The sequence below is a fragment of the Nostoc sp. genome (assembly GCF_036919895.1).
In the GTDB taxonomy this organism is placed as follows: domain Bacteria; phylum Cyanobacteriota; class Cyanobacteriia; order Cyanobacteriales; family Nostocaceae; genus Nostoc.
This window is the reverse complement of sequence record NZ_JBALBW010000011.1, coordinates 1-17428: the sequence shown is the minus strand read 5'-3', so window position 1 is coordinate 17428 and position 17428 is coordinate 1. Positions and strand designations below refer to the sequence as shown.

Here is a 17428-nt window from a genome sequence, read left to right as displayed (position 1 = left end):
ATTGATGTACTCATCAAGAGTACTAATTTTTATTGGTGTTTTAGTCATAGCGATCGCTTCCAATAACTATAACTATAAGTTGTAGGGGCAATTCATGAATTGCCCCTACCTGAAAATCTTTCTTTTTGACTATTGTTTGCGTAAACCTTGACTGTATTTAAGACCAAAGCGCAAAGACGTTAGAAAAACCTACGTCTCTGCGCTCTGCGTGAAATTTTACCTTAAATTCTCTACGATGCTACTTGAGCAGCAGTCCTAGTGCGTCGTCTTCTACCATCAGCAACTTTTACAGGTGGCTCATCAGGGATTTGCATCAACAAAGTCACAGATGGCTGACATTGCAATTCCCGGCGGATGGAACGTTGCAATTCTCGTTCTAAAGTACCTTGCAATCCACCCCAGTCTATATCTGCTGCTTCACCTTGCTCAGGAGCAAATTCTGTCCAGCGCACACTGAGGATTTCTTCAATGCGTTGTTTTACCCAAGTTTGTAACAGCGATCGCTCTACACTTGTAACTACACCCCGGAGGTGAGTTTCTGGTTTTGCCAACAGTTTACCATTCCAATCAATGGCTGCTGCAATGGTAATAATCCCTTCTGAAGCCATGCGTTGCCTTTCTTGTAAAACTTTGGAACTTACCATACCCGAACTGGTAGTATCCACTAATTCAATACCAGATGGCACTTTACCAGCGACGCGAATGGCATCTTCAGTCAGTTCGACAATATCACCATTCTGAATAATGATCATGTTTTCTGCGGGAATGCCCATACTCTGAGCCGTTTCTGCGTGCTTCACTAGCATCCGATGTTCGCCGTGAAATGGCACAAAGAACTTGGGTCGAGTTAAGGCAATCATCAGCTTTTGTTCTTCCTGACAGCCGTGACCGGAGACGTGAATCCCTTTATCCCGACCATAGACCACTTTTGCACCTTGAATCATTAATTTATCAATGGTGTTGACTACTGCGATCGTATTTCCGGGAATTGGGTTAGCAGAGAATACTACCGTATCTCCTTCGCGGATTTTAATATGAGGATGTTCTTTATTAGCAATGCGGGTCATTGCCGCCATCGTTTCACCCTGAGAACCTGTAGTTAAAATTAGTACTCTTTCGTCAGGTAGATTGCGGACTGCGTGCAATGGTTGCAGCAAATTATCTTCACACTTGATGTAACCTAAATTACGGGCATGAGCAATCAAGTTCAGCATGGAACGTCCCACAATCGTCACTACACGGTTTTGCTTTTTGGCGATATCCAAAATCATGTTGATGCGATGGACGCTAGAAGCAAAGGTTGTGACGAATAATCGTCCAGAGGCTTGACTAAATACTCTTTCTAGATTCGGATAAACTGAACGTTCCGAGGGTGTAAATCCTGGTATTTCGGCGTTAGTAGAATCACTTAGAAGGCAAAGAACGCCTTTTTCGCCATGTTCTGCTAGGCGTTGCAAATCAAACTTTTCACCATCCACTGGGGTGTGATCGATTTTAAAATCCCCTGTGTGAATGACTACACCAAGGGGAGTCTGAATGGCAACAGTGAAACTATCAGCGATGGAGTGGGTGTTACGGATATATTCGACTAAAAAGTTTTTGCCAATTCGGACTACATCTCGTGGTAGAACTGTTCTAATTTCTGTGCGATCGCGGACTCCTGCTTCTTCCAATTTACCCTCTAGCATTGCCATTGCTAGTCTGGGCCCATAAATTACGGGAATATCAAATTGCTTGAGATGAAAAGCAATGCCGCCAATATGGTCTTCATGACCGTGAGTAACGATCATCCCTTTAATTTTATGGCGATTTTCCCGCAGATAGGTCGTATCTGGCAGAACAATATTTACTCCATGCATCGCCTCTGTGGGAAAAGCCAATCCTGCATCTAACAGGATAATTTCATCGTCATACTCAAAAAGACAGGTATTTTTCCCAATTTCGTGCAAACCGCCCAAAGGAATAATTTTCAAGGCGGAATTATTAGCTTCGTTTTTAGCCATTTTCTCCTGAGATTGTTACGTGTGGTGAATTAAGTTGATAGTTAACGAACTTGTATTTAAGACAACATCACTTGCCTCTTAAGCCAGTCTGAAAGCAATCAAGTTTTAATTGAAATTTTCAATTTTTTATTCAATAAAATCGACTGTAAACTGAAGAATTCATAGTATATCTATCAGTCTTAGCACAGGTTTTTAAATTACAACTTATGAACAATTATGGTCATTGTTTATATGTATCTTTAAAAAGTAGCAGTTCGGCAACGCTTAACCAGATGGTGACTAGATTAAACTAAGTTCTTTCAGAACCGCTTCTAGCTTTTGACTTACTTCTAAATCAGCTTCACATAGCGGCGGACGAGTTGAACCAACCTTCCAACCTTGAAGTTTCAATGCTTTTTTCACTGGAATGGGATTTGAAGTGAGAAATAAAGCTTTAAACAACGGGAAGAGTTGGAGATGAATGTCGCTTGCTACCTCAATTTTTCCCGCAAGAAAAGCTTGGATCATCTGCTGTAGTTGGTTTCCTACAAGATGAGAAGCCACACTAACCACACCTTTAGCCCCGATCGCTAACAAGGGCAAAGTCATGTAATCATCACCAGAATAGATGTGGAATTCTTTTGGTGTCAAGCGACGAATTTCGCTTGCCTGATCTATGTTACCAGTGGATTCTTTAATCCCAACAATATTACTAACCTTCGCTAACCGGGCAACTGTTTCTGGCTGAAGGTTTTGTCCGGTACGACCTGGGACATTGTATAACAACAATGGTAAGTCGGGACAGGCTTGTGCTATTGCCTGAAAGTGCGCTTCCAATCCCGCTTGTGGCGGTTTGTTGTAATAAGGAACGACTTGTAAGGAACCATGTACTCCTATCTTAGACGCTTTTTGAGTTGCAGCGATCGCTTCTTTGGTGGAATTTGAACCACAACCTGCAATTACCTTGGCTTTTCCTGCCACGGACTGTAATACTTCGACAAACAACTGGTATTCCTCATCCCAAGTCAGGGTAGGGGATTCTCCGGTTGTGCCGCACACCACTAATGTATCTGTACCGTTGTTAGCTAGATGCGCCGCCAATTCTGCCGCTACACCATAATCTACACTACCGTCTGCTTTAAACGGCGTAATCATAGCGGTTAAAACATTACCAAAATCTCCCACCCTGTTTTCACTCCTGATTACCCATATTTTCGTATCTTGGTGGTTTCCTATTGTGATAACCTATCTGCAAACTGCTTTCAACAGTGATTTGCACATTGGGTCTTTTTCATTAGTTATTTATTCTTACTAATTACTAGCTTGAAACATAAGCCTTAGCAGATGTGAGTAGATTTTTTTCTACCAGTAACTCGGCGATTTGTATTGCATTGAGTGCTGCACCTTTGCGGATTTGGTCGCCGCACAACCATAATTCCAAGCCACAAGGATGAGAAATATCCTGACGGATTCTTCCCACTAATACTTCATCTTTACCAGTTGCTTCAATTGGCATCGGAAAATGATTAGTTTCCCAATCTTCTACCAATTTCACTCCAGGGGAGGAATTTAAAATTTCTCTGGCTTCCTCTGCACTAAAGGGAGTCTCAAATTCTAAGTTAATGGCTTCTGAATGGGCGCGGAGTACGGGAACCCGTATACAGGTTGCAGTGATTCTGATTTGCTGCGTGCCAAATATTTTTCGGGTTTCGTTGACCATTTTCATTTCTTCCTCACAATAACCCAAATCGTTTAATGGTGAGTTATGCGGGAATAAATTAAATGCCAGTGGGTAAGGCAATACCTCGGCAACTGGCGGCTGTCCTTGTAGTATAGCGCTTGTTTGGGTTTTGACTTCTGCCATTGCTCTAGCACCAGCACCACTAGCAGATTGGTAGGTTGAAGCCACGATGCGTTGCACTGGTTTGACTTTGTGCAATGGCCATACTGCCACAGCCATCAAAATTGTTGTGCAGTTAGGGTTAGCAATAATGCCTTGGTGATTAGCTGCGGCTTGGGGATTCACCTCTGGCACTATTAAGGGAACTTCCGGGTTCATCCGAAAGGCACTGGAGTTGTCAATTACCACTGCACCCTTTTCCACAGCAGCTGCTGCCCAAGTTTTGGATGTGGAACCACCTGCACTAGCTAGTACTATATCGACATTTTCAAAGGCGCGATCGCTCACCGACTCTATTGGGATATTTTCACCTTTAAACCGGAGCGATCGCCCGACACTCCGCTCTGATGCCAATAATTTCAAGTCACCAATGGGAAAATTACGGCTTTCTAATAACTCCAGCAACTCTGTGCCAACAGCACCAGTCGCTCCCAAAATAGCCAAACGATAGGATTTCGACAAACTTGCTTCCTCCTTCAAGAAACTTACTCTGCAATTTTTTGGAACAATTGACAATTTGTTTATATTTAAATAGCGATCGCAGTATTAAAAAAATTGAAGAGATATGGATTTAGATTTTTCTCTAATTTAGTTTATCGTTTTACAGATTGAATAAATATTTATTTGATTGGTTATTTAAATTAAGTGAATTAATGTTGCATTCGACCAACTACATACCATCCCAACTAGATTATTGTATTATACAACAAAGCAAAAGCGCAATTTACCAGAAAACTTATAGATAATATCTGCACTTAGCTGTTTTATCTGCTACAAGGTGAGTTGCTAGGATGATGAATGTATTATCATGCAAATGTTATAAAATCGGCAACCCATTAAAAAATAAATCTATGCAGCTAGGCAGGAAATTTACTCCTTTACCACAAGATAGGTAAACTCAATGCTATAACTTTGAGGTACTAAACTAGTGGCTGGAAACCAGGATATCACGGTGTTACCCCACCAAATCATTAATTCTTGACTTTGCTTTCCAGTACTAAATTCAGACTCACTGAAGATTATGGACTGGAGAATCGGGATAAAAACCTTCCAAATTCGCAATGATTCAGCAACTATTACAAATATTAGGCAAGAAACCCCAGACGCTCTTAGCTCTGGGAATGTCAATAATTGTTATAACGGTAAATTGTCAAGTCCTTGGTCATTGGCAGTAAACTGGATCTCTGTGCCAGGACACACCATCCATCCTTGGATGTCATGAAGCCTTGTAACAACCTCCCATCCTCCCTAAGAGACATCAAGCCATAAACGCGAACAATTATTGCGTCTTGTGTGTACTAGGAGATTAAAATACCAGAAAACTAGAGACGAAGCATGAAAGTTACCCAGGAAAAACTTCCCGCCAGCCAAATTGGCCTGGAAATAGAGATTACGCCGGAAATTACCAAGCAAACTTACGAACAGGTCATTAAAAACTTAGCGAGTACTGCCAATATTCCTGGGTTTCGTAAAGGCAAGGTACCTCGGCCGATATTACTACAAAGGCTGGGTACGACTCGTATCAAAGCAGCAGCGCTGGAAGAACTAATTCAAGATGGCATTGAGCAAGCAGTTAAACAAGAAGCTATCCCGGCGATAGGTCAGCCGCAATTGCGCTCCTCTTTTGAGGATTTGATTCAGAATTATGAACCTGGAAAACCTCTGACGATTTCGGCTGCTGTCGATGTAGAACCAGAAGTAAATCTAGTGCAGTACACTGATTTGCTTTTCCAAGCTGAAGAAGTCAAGTACAATCCAGAACAAGTGGAGAGTAGCCTAGACAAGGAACGTCAAGAATTAGCGACATTGATCCCTGTGGAAGGACGTGCAGCCCAAATCGGCGATATTGCTGTAGTCGATTTTAAAGGTTCATTCGCCAAAGCTGAGGGCGAAGACGAAACAGCTGAACTAGAACCGATTCCTGGAGCCGAAGCAACTGATTTTAAAGTTGAGTTGCAGGAAGATAAGTTTATTCCGGGCTTTATTTCGGGAATAGTAGGGATGAATCCTGAAGAAACCAAAGAAATTGCGGCGCAGTTTCCAGATCCCTATGCTAATGAAGATTTAGCTGGAAAAGCGGCAAATTTTACAGTGACGCTCAAAGAACTGAAGGAAAAAGAACTACCAGAAATCAATGACGATTTCGCCCAAGAAATCAGCGATTTTGAAACCTTAGAGGAATTACGCGCTTCTTTGGTAGAGCGATATCAAAAAGAGGCGGACGATAAAACAAAAACAAATAAGCAGGAAGCGTTGTTAACGGAACTGCTTAAGCATGTAGAAGTTGACTTACCACTAACCTTGGTTGAGCAAGAAGTGGATGCAATGCTAACTCAAACAGCAATGCGCCTGTCTCAGCAGGGATTGGATGTAAGGAAGTTGTTTACTCAAGATATTATTCCTCAATTGCGGGAGCGATCGCGTACTGAGGCCATTGAACGCATCAAACGTTCCTTATCCTTGCGGGAAGTCGGTAAACGCGAATCTATTGAGGTAACACCAGAAGAAATTGCAGCCAGAGTCAAAGAACTTTTGGAACAGTACTCAGAGGAGCAGGACGTTGATGAAGATAGATTACGCTCAATCGTGGAAAACGAACTACTAACCGAAAAAACCATTGATTGGCTTTTAGAACATTCATCAGTTGAACTTGTACCTGAAGGTTCCTTGAGTCTCGCCGAAGAAGAGGAAGCCGCAGAATCCGATGGTGAGGCTGATGTACCTCAGACAGAAGAAGACAACAGCGAAGTTTCTACAGAAGTTACAGAAGGATAAGAGAAAATCCCACAGCCATAAGTTCACCAGTCCTGAGTTAAAGTACTGGTGAAATGGGTAAGGTAAGAGAGCAGGGAGTATGTAGAAAATAACCAATTCCCACTTGGATAAAGTCAAAATAATTTAAAGAATTAATGAATTTTTGGCAAATTGTGACACATGTTATGGACTGAGCTTGATACTGTGTTACACGAGAGGAAGTTATATGAGGCATAATGGTTAACACGTAGCTATAAAAATCCCATTCGTTGAAAAGGCAGCATTTGCTGCTGAAACATCTGTCCTAAATTATCGTCACAGAAAGCTTGTATGCTTGTATCGCAGTCGGGAAACTACCCCATCAGCAACCAAAGTCGAGTAAACATCAACTCCCAGTTGAACAGCCCTAGCAACATCGTGCCGATGGTGGTAGAACAGTCTGGTATGGGAGAAAGGGCTTTCGACATCTACTCCCGCCTGCTGCGAGAGCGGATTATCTTTTTAGGAACGCCAATAGACGATGCCGTAGCCAACTCAATTGTGGCTCAATTGTTATTCCTAGACTCCGAAGACTCAGAGAAAGACATTCAAATGTATGTTAATTCTCCTGGCGGCTCGGTCTACGCAGGGATGGCAATCTATGATACAATACAGCAAATTCGCCCTGATGTTGTTACCATCTGTTTTGGATTAGCCGCGAGCATGGGGGCATTTTTGTTGACAGCAGGAGCTGCCGGTAAGCGAATGTCTCTGCCCGACTCCCGGATTATGATTCACCAACCACTTGGTGGCGCTCAAGGTCAAGCCATTGACATTGAAATTCAAGCCAGAGAAATTCTTTATGTTAAGGCTAAGTTGAATCAGTTAATGTCTCATCATACTGGTCAACCCTTAGAAAGAATTGAAGCAGATACTGAGCGCGACTTTTTCATGTCGGCAGAAGAGGCGAAAAACTACGGTTTGATCGATCAGGTCATTTCCAGGCAAAATCTTCCCACAGCAGGGGAAAACGTCACCATTCTGAAATAAGAGGCTGGTATGTCTAAGTACGACTCCCATTTAAAATGTTCGTTTTGCGGCAAGTCTCAAGAGCAGGTGCGTAAATTAATCGCGGGGCCGGGAGTCTACATCTGCGATGAATGCGTTGACTTGTGTAATGAAATACTAGACGAAGAGTTACTCGATACCAGTGGTGCGGCAGCACAACCAGCACCAAGAGCAGAACCACCTCAAAAACGACGGACTCAATCTTCTAGTATTTCGTTTAATCAAATACCCAAGCCAAGAGAGATTAAAAATTATCTAGACGAACACGTTATTGGTCAAGACGAAGCCAAGAAAGTGTTGTCAGTAGCTGTTTATAATCACTACAAGCGGTTGGCGGTGATTCAGTCTAAAGGCAGTGGCAAAGGTGGGGCTGATGATGCCGTAGAACTGCAAAAATCTAACATTTTGTTAATTGGCCCGACTGGTTGCGGCAAAACTCTTTTAGCACAAACCCTAGCGAAAATTCTAGATGTCCCCTTTGCCGTCGCTGATGCTACAACGCTGACGGAAGCGGGGTATGTGGGAGAAGATGTAGAAAATATCTTGCTGCGACTGTTACAAGTAGCAGATTTGGATATAGAAGAAGCGCAACGAGGAATTATCTACATTGATGAAATTGACAAAATTGCTCGCAAGAGTGAGAACCCGTCAATTACCCGCGATGTTTCTGGCGAAGGCGTGCAGCAAGCCTTGCTGAAAATGTTAGAGGGAACGATCGCCAATGTACCACCCCAAGGAGGGCGCAAGCATCCCTATCAAGACTGCATCCAGATTGATACAAGTAATATTTTGTTCGTCTGTGGTGGTGCTTTCGTCGGCTTAGAAAAGGTTGTGGATCAGAGAGTTGGCAAAAAAGCAATAGGCTTTGTGCAACCTGGAGAAGGCCAAACGAAAGAAAAACGGGCAGCAGATACTCTTCGTCATCTAGCACCGGACGATCTAGTAAAATTTGGCATGATTCCAGAATTTATTGGGCGCGTGCCAATGGTAGCAGTAGTAGATCCGCTAGATGAAGAAGCGCTGATGGCGATTCTCACCCAACCACGCAGCGCCTTAGTCAAGCAGTACCAAAAACTGCTGAAGATGGATAATGTCCAGTTAGATTTTAAACCAGATGCTTTACGAGCGATCGCACAAGAAGCCTACCGCCGTAAAACTGGTGCTAGAGCGCTGCGGGGCATTGTGGAAGAACTGATGCTGGATGTCATGTACGAATTACCGTCTCGTAAGGATGTGACACGTTGTACAGTAACACGAGAGATGGTCGAGAAGCGATCGACTGCCGAACTGATCGTCCATCCATCTTCACTACCTAAGCCAGAATCTGCTTAATAGTCATTGGTCGTTAGTCATTGGTCATTGGTCAAAAACTAAGGAATAATAACCATGTACAAGTGACTAATGACAACTGACAAAGGACAAATGACTAATGCCTTATATTAAAGTTCGTGGCGTTGAGCATTACTACGAATGGGTGAAAAAACCATCTGGTTTTTTGGTAAAACCAGCGATGGTTTTCATGCACGGTTGGGCTGGTTCGGCTAGGTATTGGCAAAATACGGCTAATGCTTTATCAGAGCAATTTGATTGTTTACTCTACGATTTGCGAGGATTTGGCCGTTCCGGTGGTAAGCCAACCATAGCCCAAGCAAGTGAAGCTGTTGCTGAGTCTGAGTCCCTGCAAGAAGAATCAGAGGCAATCAGAGAGTTGACTTATGAATTAGAAGAATACGCCGATGATTTGGCAGCTTTGTTAGATGGGTTACAACTTCAGCGCGTCTATATCAATGCTCATTCAATGGGCGCGTCTGTTGCCACTTTATTTTTTAATCGCTACCCCCAACGAGTGGAACGAGGAATTCTAACCTGTAGCGGTATTTTTGAGTACGACGAAAAATCTTTTAGTGCCTTTCATAAATTCGGTGGCTATGTGGTGAAATTCCGTCCCAAGTGGTTAAGCAAAATTCCATTTGTTGACCGGATGTTTATGGCAAGATTTTTATATAGTTCAATACCACATTCTGAGCGTCAAGCTTTTTTACAAGATTTTCTCGAAGCAGATTACGATGCAGCTTTAGGGACAATTTTTACTTCCGTTAGTAAGGCTCAATCTGAAGTGATGCCGCTTGAGTTTGCCAAGTTGACAGTGCCGACTCTACTCGTGGCGGGGGAGTATGACAAAATTATTCCAGCCGAGATGGGGCGTAAAGCAGCTGCAATGAATGACAAAGTGGAATTTGTGATGATTCCCAACACAGCACATTTCCCGATGTTGGAAGATGCTCCAACTTATATGCAACTAGTGCAAGAGTTTTTGCAAGTTTCCATACCAGAACCACAGGTGTGATAACTTGTGTGATTTCTAAGAAATAAATTAACCACAGAGACGCAGAGAACGCAGAGAGAGGAAAATAGAGAGAATTTTTACGCCAGTTTGGCGATATTTCTCTATTTGGAAGTTCCTGTTAATTTTTTTGTTAAGCGTTCATTGTTGATTGAGATAGTTAGTATCTGTTCTCGCATCAAAGTTAGTTGCAAGAAATTATTGTCGGATAGCCTGCACAAATTCGGCAACAGCGTCGTACTGGTCAGGATGCGCGATATATTTTAGCAACAAAGCTGGATCTAAATTCGGTAAGAAACCACTACGGTTTACTTCTTCATATTCGCCAACGGCGTTTAACCGGAATATCTTTATTTGGTCGGATTTCCAGAACCAAACTTCAGACACTTTCTTGGGTTTGAATAACTCCTTACGGTTAATAGTGCCACTAGTAACAATGATTTCAATAACAATGTCTGGCGTTTCTTTGTTGCTGCCAATGCAGTAAGATTCATCTGGAGTACCAGAAGCATAGCCAGTTTCTTCGAGAGTGAAACCACCGCGACCATAGAAACGGATGCCTAACTCTCTCATGTAAACTTCTAACAAATAGCCAAGAGTTGTTTTCACGTACTCATGCTTATCTCCAATGGGCGACATAATTTCTAGTATTCCTGACAAATAAGAGAGTCGGACATTGCGGTTGTCCTTTAACTGTGTCTCTATACCTTTGAATTCCTCCCAAGAAACGTTAGCTACGGTTACAAGTTTCTCTTGTATGGGATGGTCTAGAAGTGGAATACTCATATCGCCTCTCAACAGTTGCTTTGATTGATAAGTAGGTGAATCAATATAGATGTTTTTACCCCTCTCTTAATTATCTTTGAATTAACTCAAACCTAGTTCTCGTTTTAGTAAGTTAATTGAGTTAGTGCCGATATAATTTTCAACCTTAATCAGCTTCGGTGGACGAATAATATCTTCATCAGATGCTTGTACGGCTGCTTGGACTGCCGCAAAACTGGCTTGATCGCTGATGATTACTTCAGCCCGTTTAACCATTGCTTGAAGTTTATAAGCATCTTTTGGTTGCGAAGTCATTACCAGTAGTTCATCTCCCCGCAGACCGTGGAGGATGACTTCTGCTGCCCGGGCAATCCCGGAACTGAGGCTAACGATGCCTACACAATTTTCTTTTGGTAGGGTTTTCAAGATACTGAGTTCTTTGCTGTAGTCGTAGATATCCAGAGGAATTACCCGTGCAGCTTTCGGGGCTGCGATCGCTTCCACGTTACTGATAAAATACCGACTTGTGACTACTGTCGCAGAGGTAGTTTTATCTAACACAGCTGTTAATTCTTCCATTGCTACTAACTGGATTGGGATTTTTAGCGATCGCTCTAATTCATAAACCATCAATTCACCAGCACCCATATCATAGGATGGAACTGCAACCAGTACCCGCGCACTACAACGCAAGCGCCAGTCAATTTCTGCTAAAAATAGCTCTCTGGCTTGATTGAGCGAACATCCTTGGGTCAGCAGATCGTCAAGTGCTTTCTGGACAACTTGATATGTATCAGGATTTTGTTTGAGAATTGGTGATTGCAGCCTGCTACCGCCCTCATGACCTTGGGGACGAACATAAATTCCTGAACCAGCCATACTTTCAACAAATCCGTCTTCCTCCAGTTGACGATAAACTTTGCTAATGGTGTTACGGTGTAATCCAGTTTGCATTGCTAATGCCCTTGTACTTGGCAATTTGTATGCTGGGGGATATTGCCGAGAAGCGATCGCAAATCGAATTTGATTAAACAGCTGGGTTGATGCGGGAATTTCGCTGTCTGGCTGAATACGGAATTGAATCATCACCAAACCTCCTGAATACTAAGTGCTGAGTTCTGTTAGCGGTAGCGGGGCTTTTAGCCCGTGCTGAGGTTTGAGTATTAAGTATTGCTTTTCTACTCAGCACTCTTTTTGTGTACAGATGCATTTGCTACATATCAAATATTCTATTTACATACGAAGCTTTTCTGGTAGAAATGTCTATTGATAATTTAATTACAAAAAACCTGGGCATACTGGCATAGTTATATCAAATAAACACACGCCTAATCACACAGCACTGGTAAAAATTATTATGACAGAGCAAGCAATAATTACCACAACGGTTAATCTTTTGCAAGATAATATTCAAGTTTCTGCTTATCTTGCAGAACCAAAAGAACCTGGATCTTACCCAGGAGTAGTGGTATTACAAGAGATTTTTGGTGTCAACGTTCACATTCGGGATGTTACAGAACGGATTGCAAAACTTGGGTATGTTGCGATCGCACCTGCACTTTTTCAACGTACTGCTCCTGGTTTTGAAACCGGATACACACCCGAAGATATTGAAACGGGCAGAGGTTACGCTATGCAAACTCAAGCATCAGAGTTATTGAGCGATATTCAATTAGCAATTGACTACCTCAAAAATCTCCCCCAAGTCAAAAAAGATGGCTTTGGCTGTATTGGCTTCTGTTTTGGCGGTCATGTCGCATATCTTGCAGCCACTTTACCAGATATTAAAGCTACGGCTTCCTTCTACGGTGCTGGAATTGCCACCCGCACACTAGGAAGCGGCGCTCCCACCGTCACCCGTACCAGAGAGATTTCAGGCACTCTCTATGCCTTCTTTGGTACAGAAGATGCTAGCATTCCACTCGAACAAGTAGATGAGATTGAAAAAGAGTTAGAAAAATATAAAATTCCTCATCGTGTGTTTCGCTACGATGGAGCTGATCACGGTTTTTTCTGTGACCGTCGTGCCAGTTATAATCCTAAAGCGGCAGCAGATGCTTGGGAGCAGGTAAAACAACTTTTTGGTCAACTGAACTAAAAACTGTGCAACCAAGTTCGTCATTGGTCATTTGTTATTTGTAAAGGACAACTGACAAATGACAAATGACAATCTAAACTTCAATGACATCATCTCAAATAAAAATTAATCTCCAAAAGTCATGAATTCCGAATCGAAACTTTCTCAAACAGCCAATTCGTCATTTACAATGGACGATTTTGCCAAAGCACTAGAAAAACACGACTACCAGTTTCAAAAGGGACAGGTTGTACATGGCAAAGTGTTCCAACTTGACCATGATGGAGCTTATGTCGATATTGGTGGCAAGTCGTCAGCTTTTCTACCGCGCGATGAGGCTTCTTTGAGAGCAGTTACCGATTTATCGGAGGTGCTGCCATTGCAAGAAGACATGCAGTTTTTGATTATCCGAGATCAGGATGCAGAGGGTCAAGTCACCCTTTCTCGCAAGCAGTTGGAAATTCAGCACATCTGGGAACGATTGGCCGAAATGCAGGAAAATGCTCAGACTGTGCAAGTCCGGGTTATGGGTGTGAATAAAGGTGGTGTCACTGTCGATATTCTTTCTTTGCGGGGGTTTATTCCGCGATCGCACTTGGCAGAGCGTGATAACTTAGAAGCACTCAAAGGTCAAAATCTGACTGTGGGCTTTTTGGAAATTAATCGTAACACCAACAAACTCATCCTTTCTCAGCGTTTAGCAACTCGTTCTAGCAACTTCAGCTTATTAGAACTAGGTCAACTGGTGGAAGGTAAAGTGACTGGCATCAAGCCTTTTGGTGTGTTTGTCGATTTAAATGGTATGGGGGCTTTGCTTCATATCAAGCAGGTAAGCCAAAAATTCATTGATTCTCTAGAAAAGGTATTTAAAGTTGGTCAGCCAATTAAAGCTGTAATTATTGACTTGGATGAGGGTAAAGGGCGGGTTGCTCTTTCTACCAGAGTTTTGGAAAACTTTCCTGGCGAAGTGCTAGAAAACATGGATGAGGTGATGGCTTCGGCTGAGGCGCGTGCTAATAGGGCTAATAATAAAGCTTCTGAATAGTTTTGAAGTGGACTGTTTGCATAAAGTATAATCATGCGTCACTGATAGCGCCCAAAAATTGATCGATAATCCAAATTGTGGGTTATTTTATTAATTCCCCTAACTTTAACGTTATCCAAGTAATCAGTTCTGCGATCGAGGAGATGAACTCACCCACAGACGAGCAAGCAGCACTGATTCGCATAACTTTAGAGGGCAGAAAAATGAGCTATCCTGACCGATACCAGCAAGAAAATCTGCTGAACTGACACAAGGCTAAGATGTCGCTTGAACAAGCTATCGACCTCTTGAGCCAGTAAAATTAATCCCGTTTTCCTATCCCCTGCATCTACAAGGATGTGGGGGATCATTTTGAGAGTATTAAAATAAATAAGGTGTGACTTATTGGCTTAGTTGGCGTGAGGATATTTTGAGCATGGTAACAAAGTATAAAAATATGCTCATATCTCTGTTTAAGTATTGCTCAAGGGATTTTGAGCATATATCAAGAATTTCAAGAACTATAAACGCTGAAAGTATTCAATTTAGGTATTTATTTATATGTTTCTAGTAACTGGAGCAACGGGAGGGATAGGTCGCAGAGTTGTGCGACTCCTCCGACAACGAGAACAGTCTGTGCGGGCATTTGTCCGCCTTACCTCGCGCTACAGCGAGTTAGAACACCGGGGCGCAGAAATCTTTATTGGTGATTTGCTGCACGAAAAAGATATTCAAAAAGCTACTCAAGGCGTGAAGTATATTATCAGCGCCCACGGTTCTGATAGCGATGCTCTATCCTTAGATTACCGCGCCAATATTGAACTGATTGACCAAGCAAAAGCCAATGGCGTAGAGCATTTTGTCTTCATTTCTGTACTAGGAGCCGATCGCGGATATGAAGATGCTCCCGTGTTCAAAGCCAAACGAGCAGTAGAGAGATATTTGTCAGCTAGTGGCTTGAATTACACAATTTTACGCCCATCTGGATTAGCATCTAACTTGCTGCCACTGGTAGAACGATTTCGGGAAACGGGATTGTATCTGCTAATTGGCGATCGCAAAAACCGCACCTCAATTGCCAGCACCGATGATTTGGCAAGGATAGTAGTCGATTCTGTGACAGTCGCAGGCGCTCGTAACCAGATTTTACCAGTGGGAGGCCCGGAAATTTTATTACGAGAAGATATTCCCCGGATTTTTGGTCGGATTTTCGTCAAAGAGCCAGTAATAATTAACTCACCACTATTCTTAATTGATGGGTTACAAGGTGCATTGGGTTTATTTAATCCCCAAATCCAAAAAGCTTTGGGAACTTATCGCACATTGCTAGCAAATGAATTTTTCTGTACAAAAGATGAAATTGCCAATTTAGAAGCGATTTTTAACTTCCAATTAGAGACATTAGACAACTTTTTACGGCGTTATCTAGCAGTTTGAATTAAACACAAGTCATTAGTCATTAGTGAATAACCAAAGACAAATGACTAATGACAAATAACAAAGGAAAAATATATGGTAAATGCTGCTCAAGCACGACAGACAAAAGAGCGATTCGCCCAACCAGAGGAACAACTTACTTATGAATTGGGAAAGGCAGTACAGGAATTGCCACCCCTGTATACAAGATTATTAGCAGGAACGATGAGCGTCATCGTATTTGGAGCGATCGCTTGGGCGTACTTCTCCAAAATAGATGAAGTAGCAACAGCACAAGGAGAATTAATTGCTTCCACACAGGTAAGACCGGTGACATCCTTGGGTGGCGGGTCAATTGTCGCCGTGAAAGTGCAAGAAGGCGATCGCGTTACTAAAGGTCAAATTCTGATTCAAAAAGACCCAGACTTGCAGAAAAGCGACGTTTCCCGCCTAGCCAAATCTACAAGATTGATTCAAGACGATTTGCAACGTTTGGATGCAGAACGCACTGGAGGCAAAACTACTGGGACGAAACTGCAAGATGAACTTTTAAACTCCCGCCTGCAAGACTACCAAGCGCGTCAAGCAGGGGCGGAAGCAGAAGCAAATCGCCAATTAGCAATCATCGATCAAGCAAAAGTTCGCCTGACTCGATTGCAAGACAACTTAGTTAATGCCAAAAGCAGCGTTGGCAATGCTCAAACTAACCTGGCCAATGCAGATAGCATTCGGATTAGAATTGAAAGTAATTTGGCACTTGCACAAGAAAGAGAAAAAAGCCTACGCACTCTAATTACTCCTGGTGCTGTGCCTCGTGTGGATTACTTGGATGCCCAAGAAAAATTAACTCGTGCAAAGACAGAAATCACCAGAGCGCAAGATGATGTTACCAATAGCCAGAATAAAATAACAGAGGCTAAAGATAAAGTCACATCATTAGAAAAAGATATTGCTGCCCAAGCCCAAGAAATTCGCCAAGGACAACAAGCTTACAACGCTGCACGCAGTCAGGCTCAACGTGTATCATCAGAACGCCAAAGTGAAATTTTAACCCAGTTCAACAAGCGTAAAGAAGAACTGACAACTGTTCAAGGTCAATTAGAACAGGCGAGAAAGCAGCAAGCTTTAGAAACCATTGAGGCTCCCGTTGCTGGTACGATTTACCGAGTCAAAGCCACTAAGGGGCCAGTCCAATCTGGTGAAGAATTGGTATCAATTTTGCCAGAAGGGGAAGAAATGCTTCTAGAGGTGAAAGTTCTCAACCGCGATATTGGGTTTATTCGTCAAGGAATGAAGGCAAAAGTAAAAATGGCGACTTTCCCCTTCCAGGAATTTGGGATTGTGGATGGCGAAGTTATGCAAGTCAGTCCGAATGCAATTGTTGATAAAGAATTGGGCTTAGTCTTTCCTACAAGAATTAAGCTAAATAAACATTCTGTTAATGTGCGTGGTCAAGAGGTAGAATTTACACCAGGGATGGCTGCTACAGGTGAAATTGTCACTCGTAAAAAGTCAATTTTGACATTCATTACTGAACCTGTGACGCGGCGGTTCAACGAGGCTTTTTCAGTTAGGTAAATTTGTAGCTTCTGCTGTTTTCATAGCTATTTCAAAAGCGATGCCTGGGTTTATCATTTGCTAAATCCAGGCATTCTTTTACGATAGACGAGCAAAGCTGGTTTTTCTTAACGAACCACATATTCCTGCGGGGAAGCAAGCCTACGCGCAGCGTCTCGTTAGAGAAGGACGCAAAGGTAAGAAAAGATAGGGATAATATACTATTTTTAGTTAATAGGCAAATCGCGGAGAAAGTAAAAGCAATCGCTCTTACAATCACTGCCTTTTATTCTTCCTAAATAGCCTGTTAAGGGTGAAGAAAGTTCTATAAATAAATCGTAAACTGCTTCATCGTTTAGCTTTGGTTTATGAGTGGCATTGGCATTATAATGAACACGAATTTCTGTAACTGTGAAACTCTGATGTATAGCTTTTGAACTTTCGTTATCTTGTTCAAACAGTTCTTTGACTAAGCTGTTACGCAGCTAAATTTAATAAACTGCATTACCTTTATTTTTAATTTTACGCTCCCATTTAATAATAAGACCTCCTTTATTTAGCA

Annotated in this window: 15 protein-coding genes; 10 read left to right on the top strand and 5 right to left on the bottom strand. The window is 42.4% G+C overall.

What is annotated here, in order from left to right; all coding sequences use genetic code 11:
• Nucleotides 1-230: 230 nt before the first annotated feature.
• The 3 genes from V7K55_RS01790 to V7K55_RS01780 form a co-directional block, all read right to left on the bottom strand.
• Nucleotides 231-2003, bottom strand: a complete 1773-nt coding sequence (locus V7K55_RS01790; protein ID WP_334827581.1) for a ribonuclease J — start codon at nt 2001-2003, stop codon at nt 231-233.
• Nucleotides 2004-2282: 279 nt separating this feature from the next.
• Nucleotides 2283-3167, bottom strand: a complete 885-nt coding sequence (gene dapA, locus V7K55_RS01785) for a 4-hydroxy-tetrahydrodipicolinate synthase (RefSeq protein ID WP_334827579.1) — start codon at nt 3165-3167, stop codon at nt 2283-2285.
• 133 nt (nt 3168-3300) lie between these two features.
• Nucleotides 3301-4344, bottom strand: coding sequence for an aspartate-semialdehyde dehydrogenase (locus tag V7K55_RS01780; RefSeq protein WP_334827577.1), 1044 nt, complete (start codon nt 4342-4344; stop codon nt 3301-3303).
• 559 nt (nt 4345-4903) lie between these two features.
• On the opposite strand from V7K55_RS01780, the gene V7K55_RS01775 reads away from it, so the two are divergent.
• The 5 genes from V7K55_RS01775 (at nt 4904) to V7K55_RS01755 (ending at nt 10030) form a co-directional block, all read left to right on the top strand.
• Nucleotides 4904-5104 (top strand): hypothetical protein, encoded by a 201-nt coding sequence (locus V7K55_RS01775; protein WP_334827575.1) that lies wholly within the window; start codon nt 4904-4906, stop codon nt 5102-5104.
• Nucleotides 5105-5217: 113 nt separating this feature from the next.
• The gene (gene tig / locus V7K55_RS01770; protein WP_334827574.1) at nt 5218-6657 is read left to right on the top strand and encodes a trigger factor; all 1440 of its coding nucleotides are present in this window, start codon (nt 5218-5220) and stop codon (nt 6655-6657) included.
• Between the two features lie 309 nt (nt 6658-6966).
• Nucleotides 6967-7665, top strand: a complete 699-nt coding sequence (clpP, locus tag V7K55_RS01765; protein ID WP_334827573.1) for an ATP-dependent Clp endopeptidase proteolytic subunit ClpP — start codon at nt 6967-6969, stop codon at nt 7663-7665.
• Nucleotides 7666-7674: 9 nt separating this feature from the next.
• On the top strand, nt 7675-9015 hold the full coding sequence (gene clpX / locus V7K55_RS01760) for an ATP-dependent protease ATP-binding subunit ClpX (protein WP_334827571.1): 1341 nt from the start codon (nt 7675-7677) through the stop codon (nt 9013-9015).
• Between the two features lie 97 nt (nt 9016-9112).
• Complete coding sequence (locus V7K55_RS01755) at nt 9113-10030, top strand: alpha/beta fold hydrolase (RefSeq protein ID WP_334827569.1); 918 nt, start codon at nt 9113-9115, stop codon at nt 10028-10030.
• Between the two features lie 195 nt (nt 10031-10225).
• On the opposite strand, the gene V7K55_RS01750 is transcribed toward V7K55_RS01755, so the two are convergent.
• Nucleotides 10226-10813 (bottom strand): Uma2 family endonuclease, encoded by a 588-nt coding sequence (locus V7K55_RS01750; protein ID WP_334827567.1) that lies wholly within the window; start codon nt 10811-10813, stop codon nt 10226-10228.
• A gap of 81 nt (nt 10814-10894) precedes the next feature.
• Nucleotides 10895-11878, bottom strand: a complete 984-nt coding sequence (locus V7K55_RS01745; protein WP_334827565.1) for a GntR family transcriptional regulator — start codon at nt 11876-11878, stop codon at nt 10895-10897.
• Nucleotides 11879-12149: 271 nt separating this feature from the next.
• Between V7K55_RS01745 and V7K55_RS01740 the strand changes: the two genes are divergently transcribed.
• The 5 genes from V7K55_RS01740 (at nt 12150) to V7K55_RS01720 (ending at nt 16887) form a co-directional block, all read left to right on the top strand.
• Nucleotides 12150-12890, top strand: coding sequence for a dienelactone hydrolase family protein (locus tag V7K55_RS01740; protein ID WP_334827563.1), 741 nt, complete (start codon nt 12150-12152; stop codon nt 12888-12890).
• A 121-nt stretch (nt 12891-13011) separates the two neighbouring features.
• Complete coding sequence (locus tag V7K55_RS01735; protein ID WP_334827561.1) at nt 13012-13914, top strand: S1 RNA-binding domain-containing protein; 903 nt, start codon at nt 13012-13014, stop codon at nt 13912-13914.
• A 77-nt stretch (nt 13915-13991) separates the two neighbouring features.
• A complete protein-coding gene (locus tag V7K55_RS01730; RefSeq protein WP_334827560.1) occupies nt 13992-14162 on the top strand; it encodes a hypothetical protein in 171 nt (56 codons plus the stop codon).
• A 292-nt stretch (nt 14163-14454) separates the two neighbouring features.
• Nucleotides 14455-15330, top strand: coding sequence for an SDR family oxidoreductase (locus V7K55_RS01725; protein ID WP_334827558.1), 876 nt, complete (start codon nt 14455-14457; stop codon nt 15328-15330).
• 75 nt (nt 15331-15405) lie between these two features.
• Nucleotides 15406-16887, top strand: a complete 1482-nt coding sequence (locus tag V7K55_RS01720; RefSeq protein WP_334827555.1) for an HlyD family efflux transporter periplasmic adaptor subunit — start codon at nt 15406-15408, stop codon at nt 16885-16887.
• Nucleotides 16888-17428 lie beyond the last annotated feature (541 nt).

Coding starts and splice junctions, on each gene's coding strand:
- V7K55_RS01745 (WP_334827565.1), bottom strand. CDS start 11,878: ATGATTCAATTCCGTATTCAGCCAGACAGCGAAATTCCCGCATCAACC.
- V7K55_RS01750 (WP_334827567.1), bottom strand. CDS start 10,813: ATGAGTATTCCACTTCTAGACCATCCCATACAAGAGAAACTTGTAACC.
- V7K55_RS01790 (WP_334827581.1), bottom strand. CDS start 2,003: ATGGCTAAAAACGAAGCTAATAATTCCGCCTTGAAAATTATTCCTTTG.
- V7K55_RS01735 (WP_334827561.1), top strand. CDS start 13,012: ATGAATTCCGAATCGAAACTTTCTCAAACAGCCAATTCGTCATTTACA.
- V7K55_RS01775 (WP_334827575.1), top strand. CDS start 4,904: ATGGACTGGAGAATCGGGATAAAAACCTTCCAAATTCGCAATGATTCA.
- V7K55_RS01725 (WP_334827558.1), top strand. CDS start 14,455: ATGTTTCTAGTAACTGGAGCAACGGGAGGGATAGGTCGCAGAGTTGTG.
- clpX (WP_334827571.1), top strand. CDS start 7,675: ATGTCTAAGTACGACTCCCATTTAAAATGTTCGTTTTGCGGCAAGTCT.
- V7K55_RS01720 (WP_334827555.1), top strand. CDS start 15,406: ATGGTAAATGCTGCTCAAGCACGACAGACAAAAGAGCGATTCGCCCAA.
- V7K55_RS01755 (WP_334827569.1), top strand. CDS start 9,113: ATGCCTTATATTAAAGTTCGTGGCGTTGAGCATTACTACGAATGGGTG.
- clpP (WP_334827573.1), top strand. CDS start 6,967: ATGCTTGTATCGCAGTCGGGAAACTACCCCATCAGCAACCAAAGTCGA.
- tig (WP_334827574.1), top strand. CDS start 5,218: ATGAAAGTTACCCAGGAAAAACTTCCCGCCAGCCAAATTGGCCTGGAA.
- V7K55_RS01740 (WP_334827563.1), top strand. CDS start 12,150: ATGACAGAGCAAGCAATAATTACCACAACGGTTAATCTTTTGCAAGAT.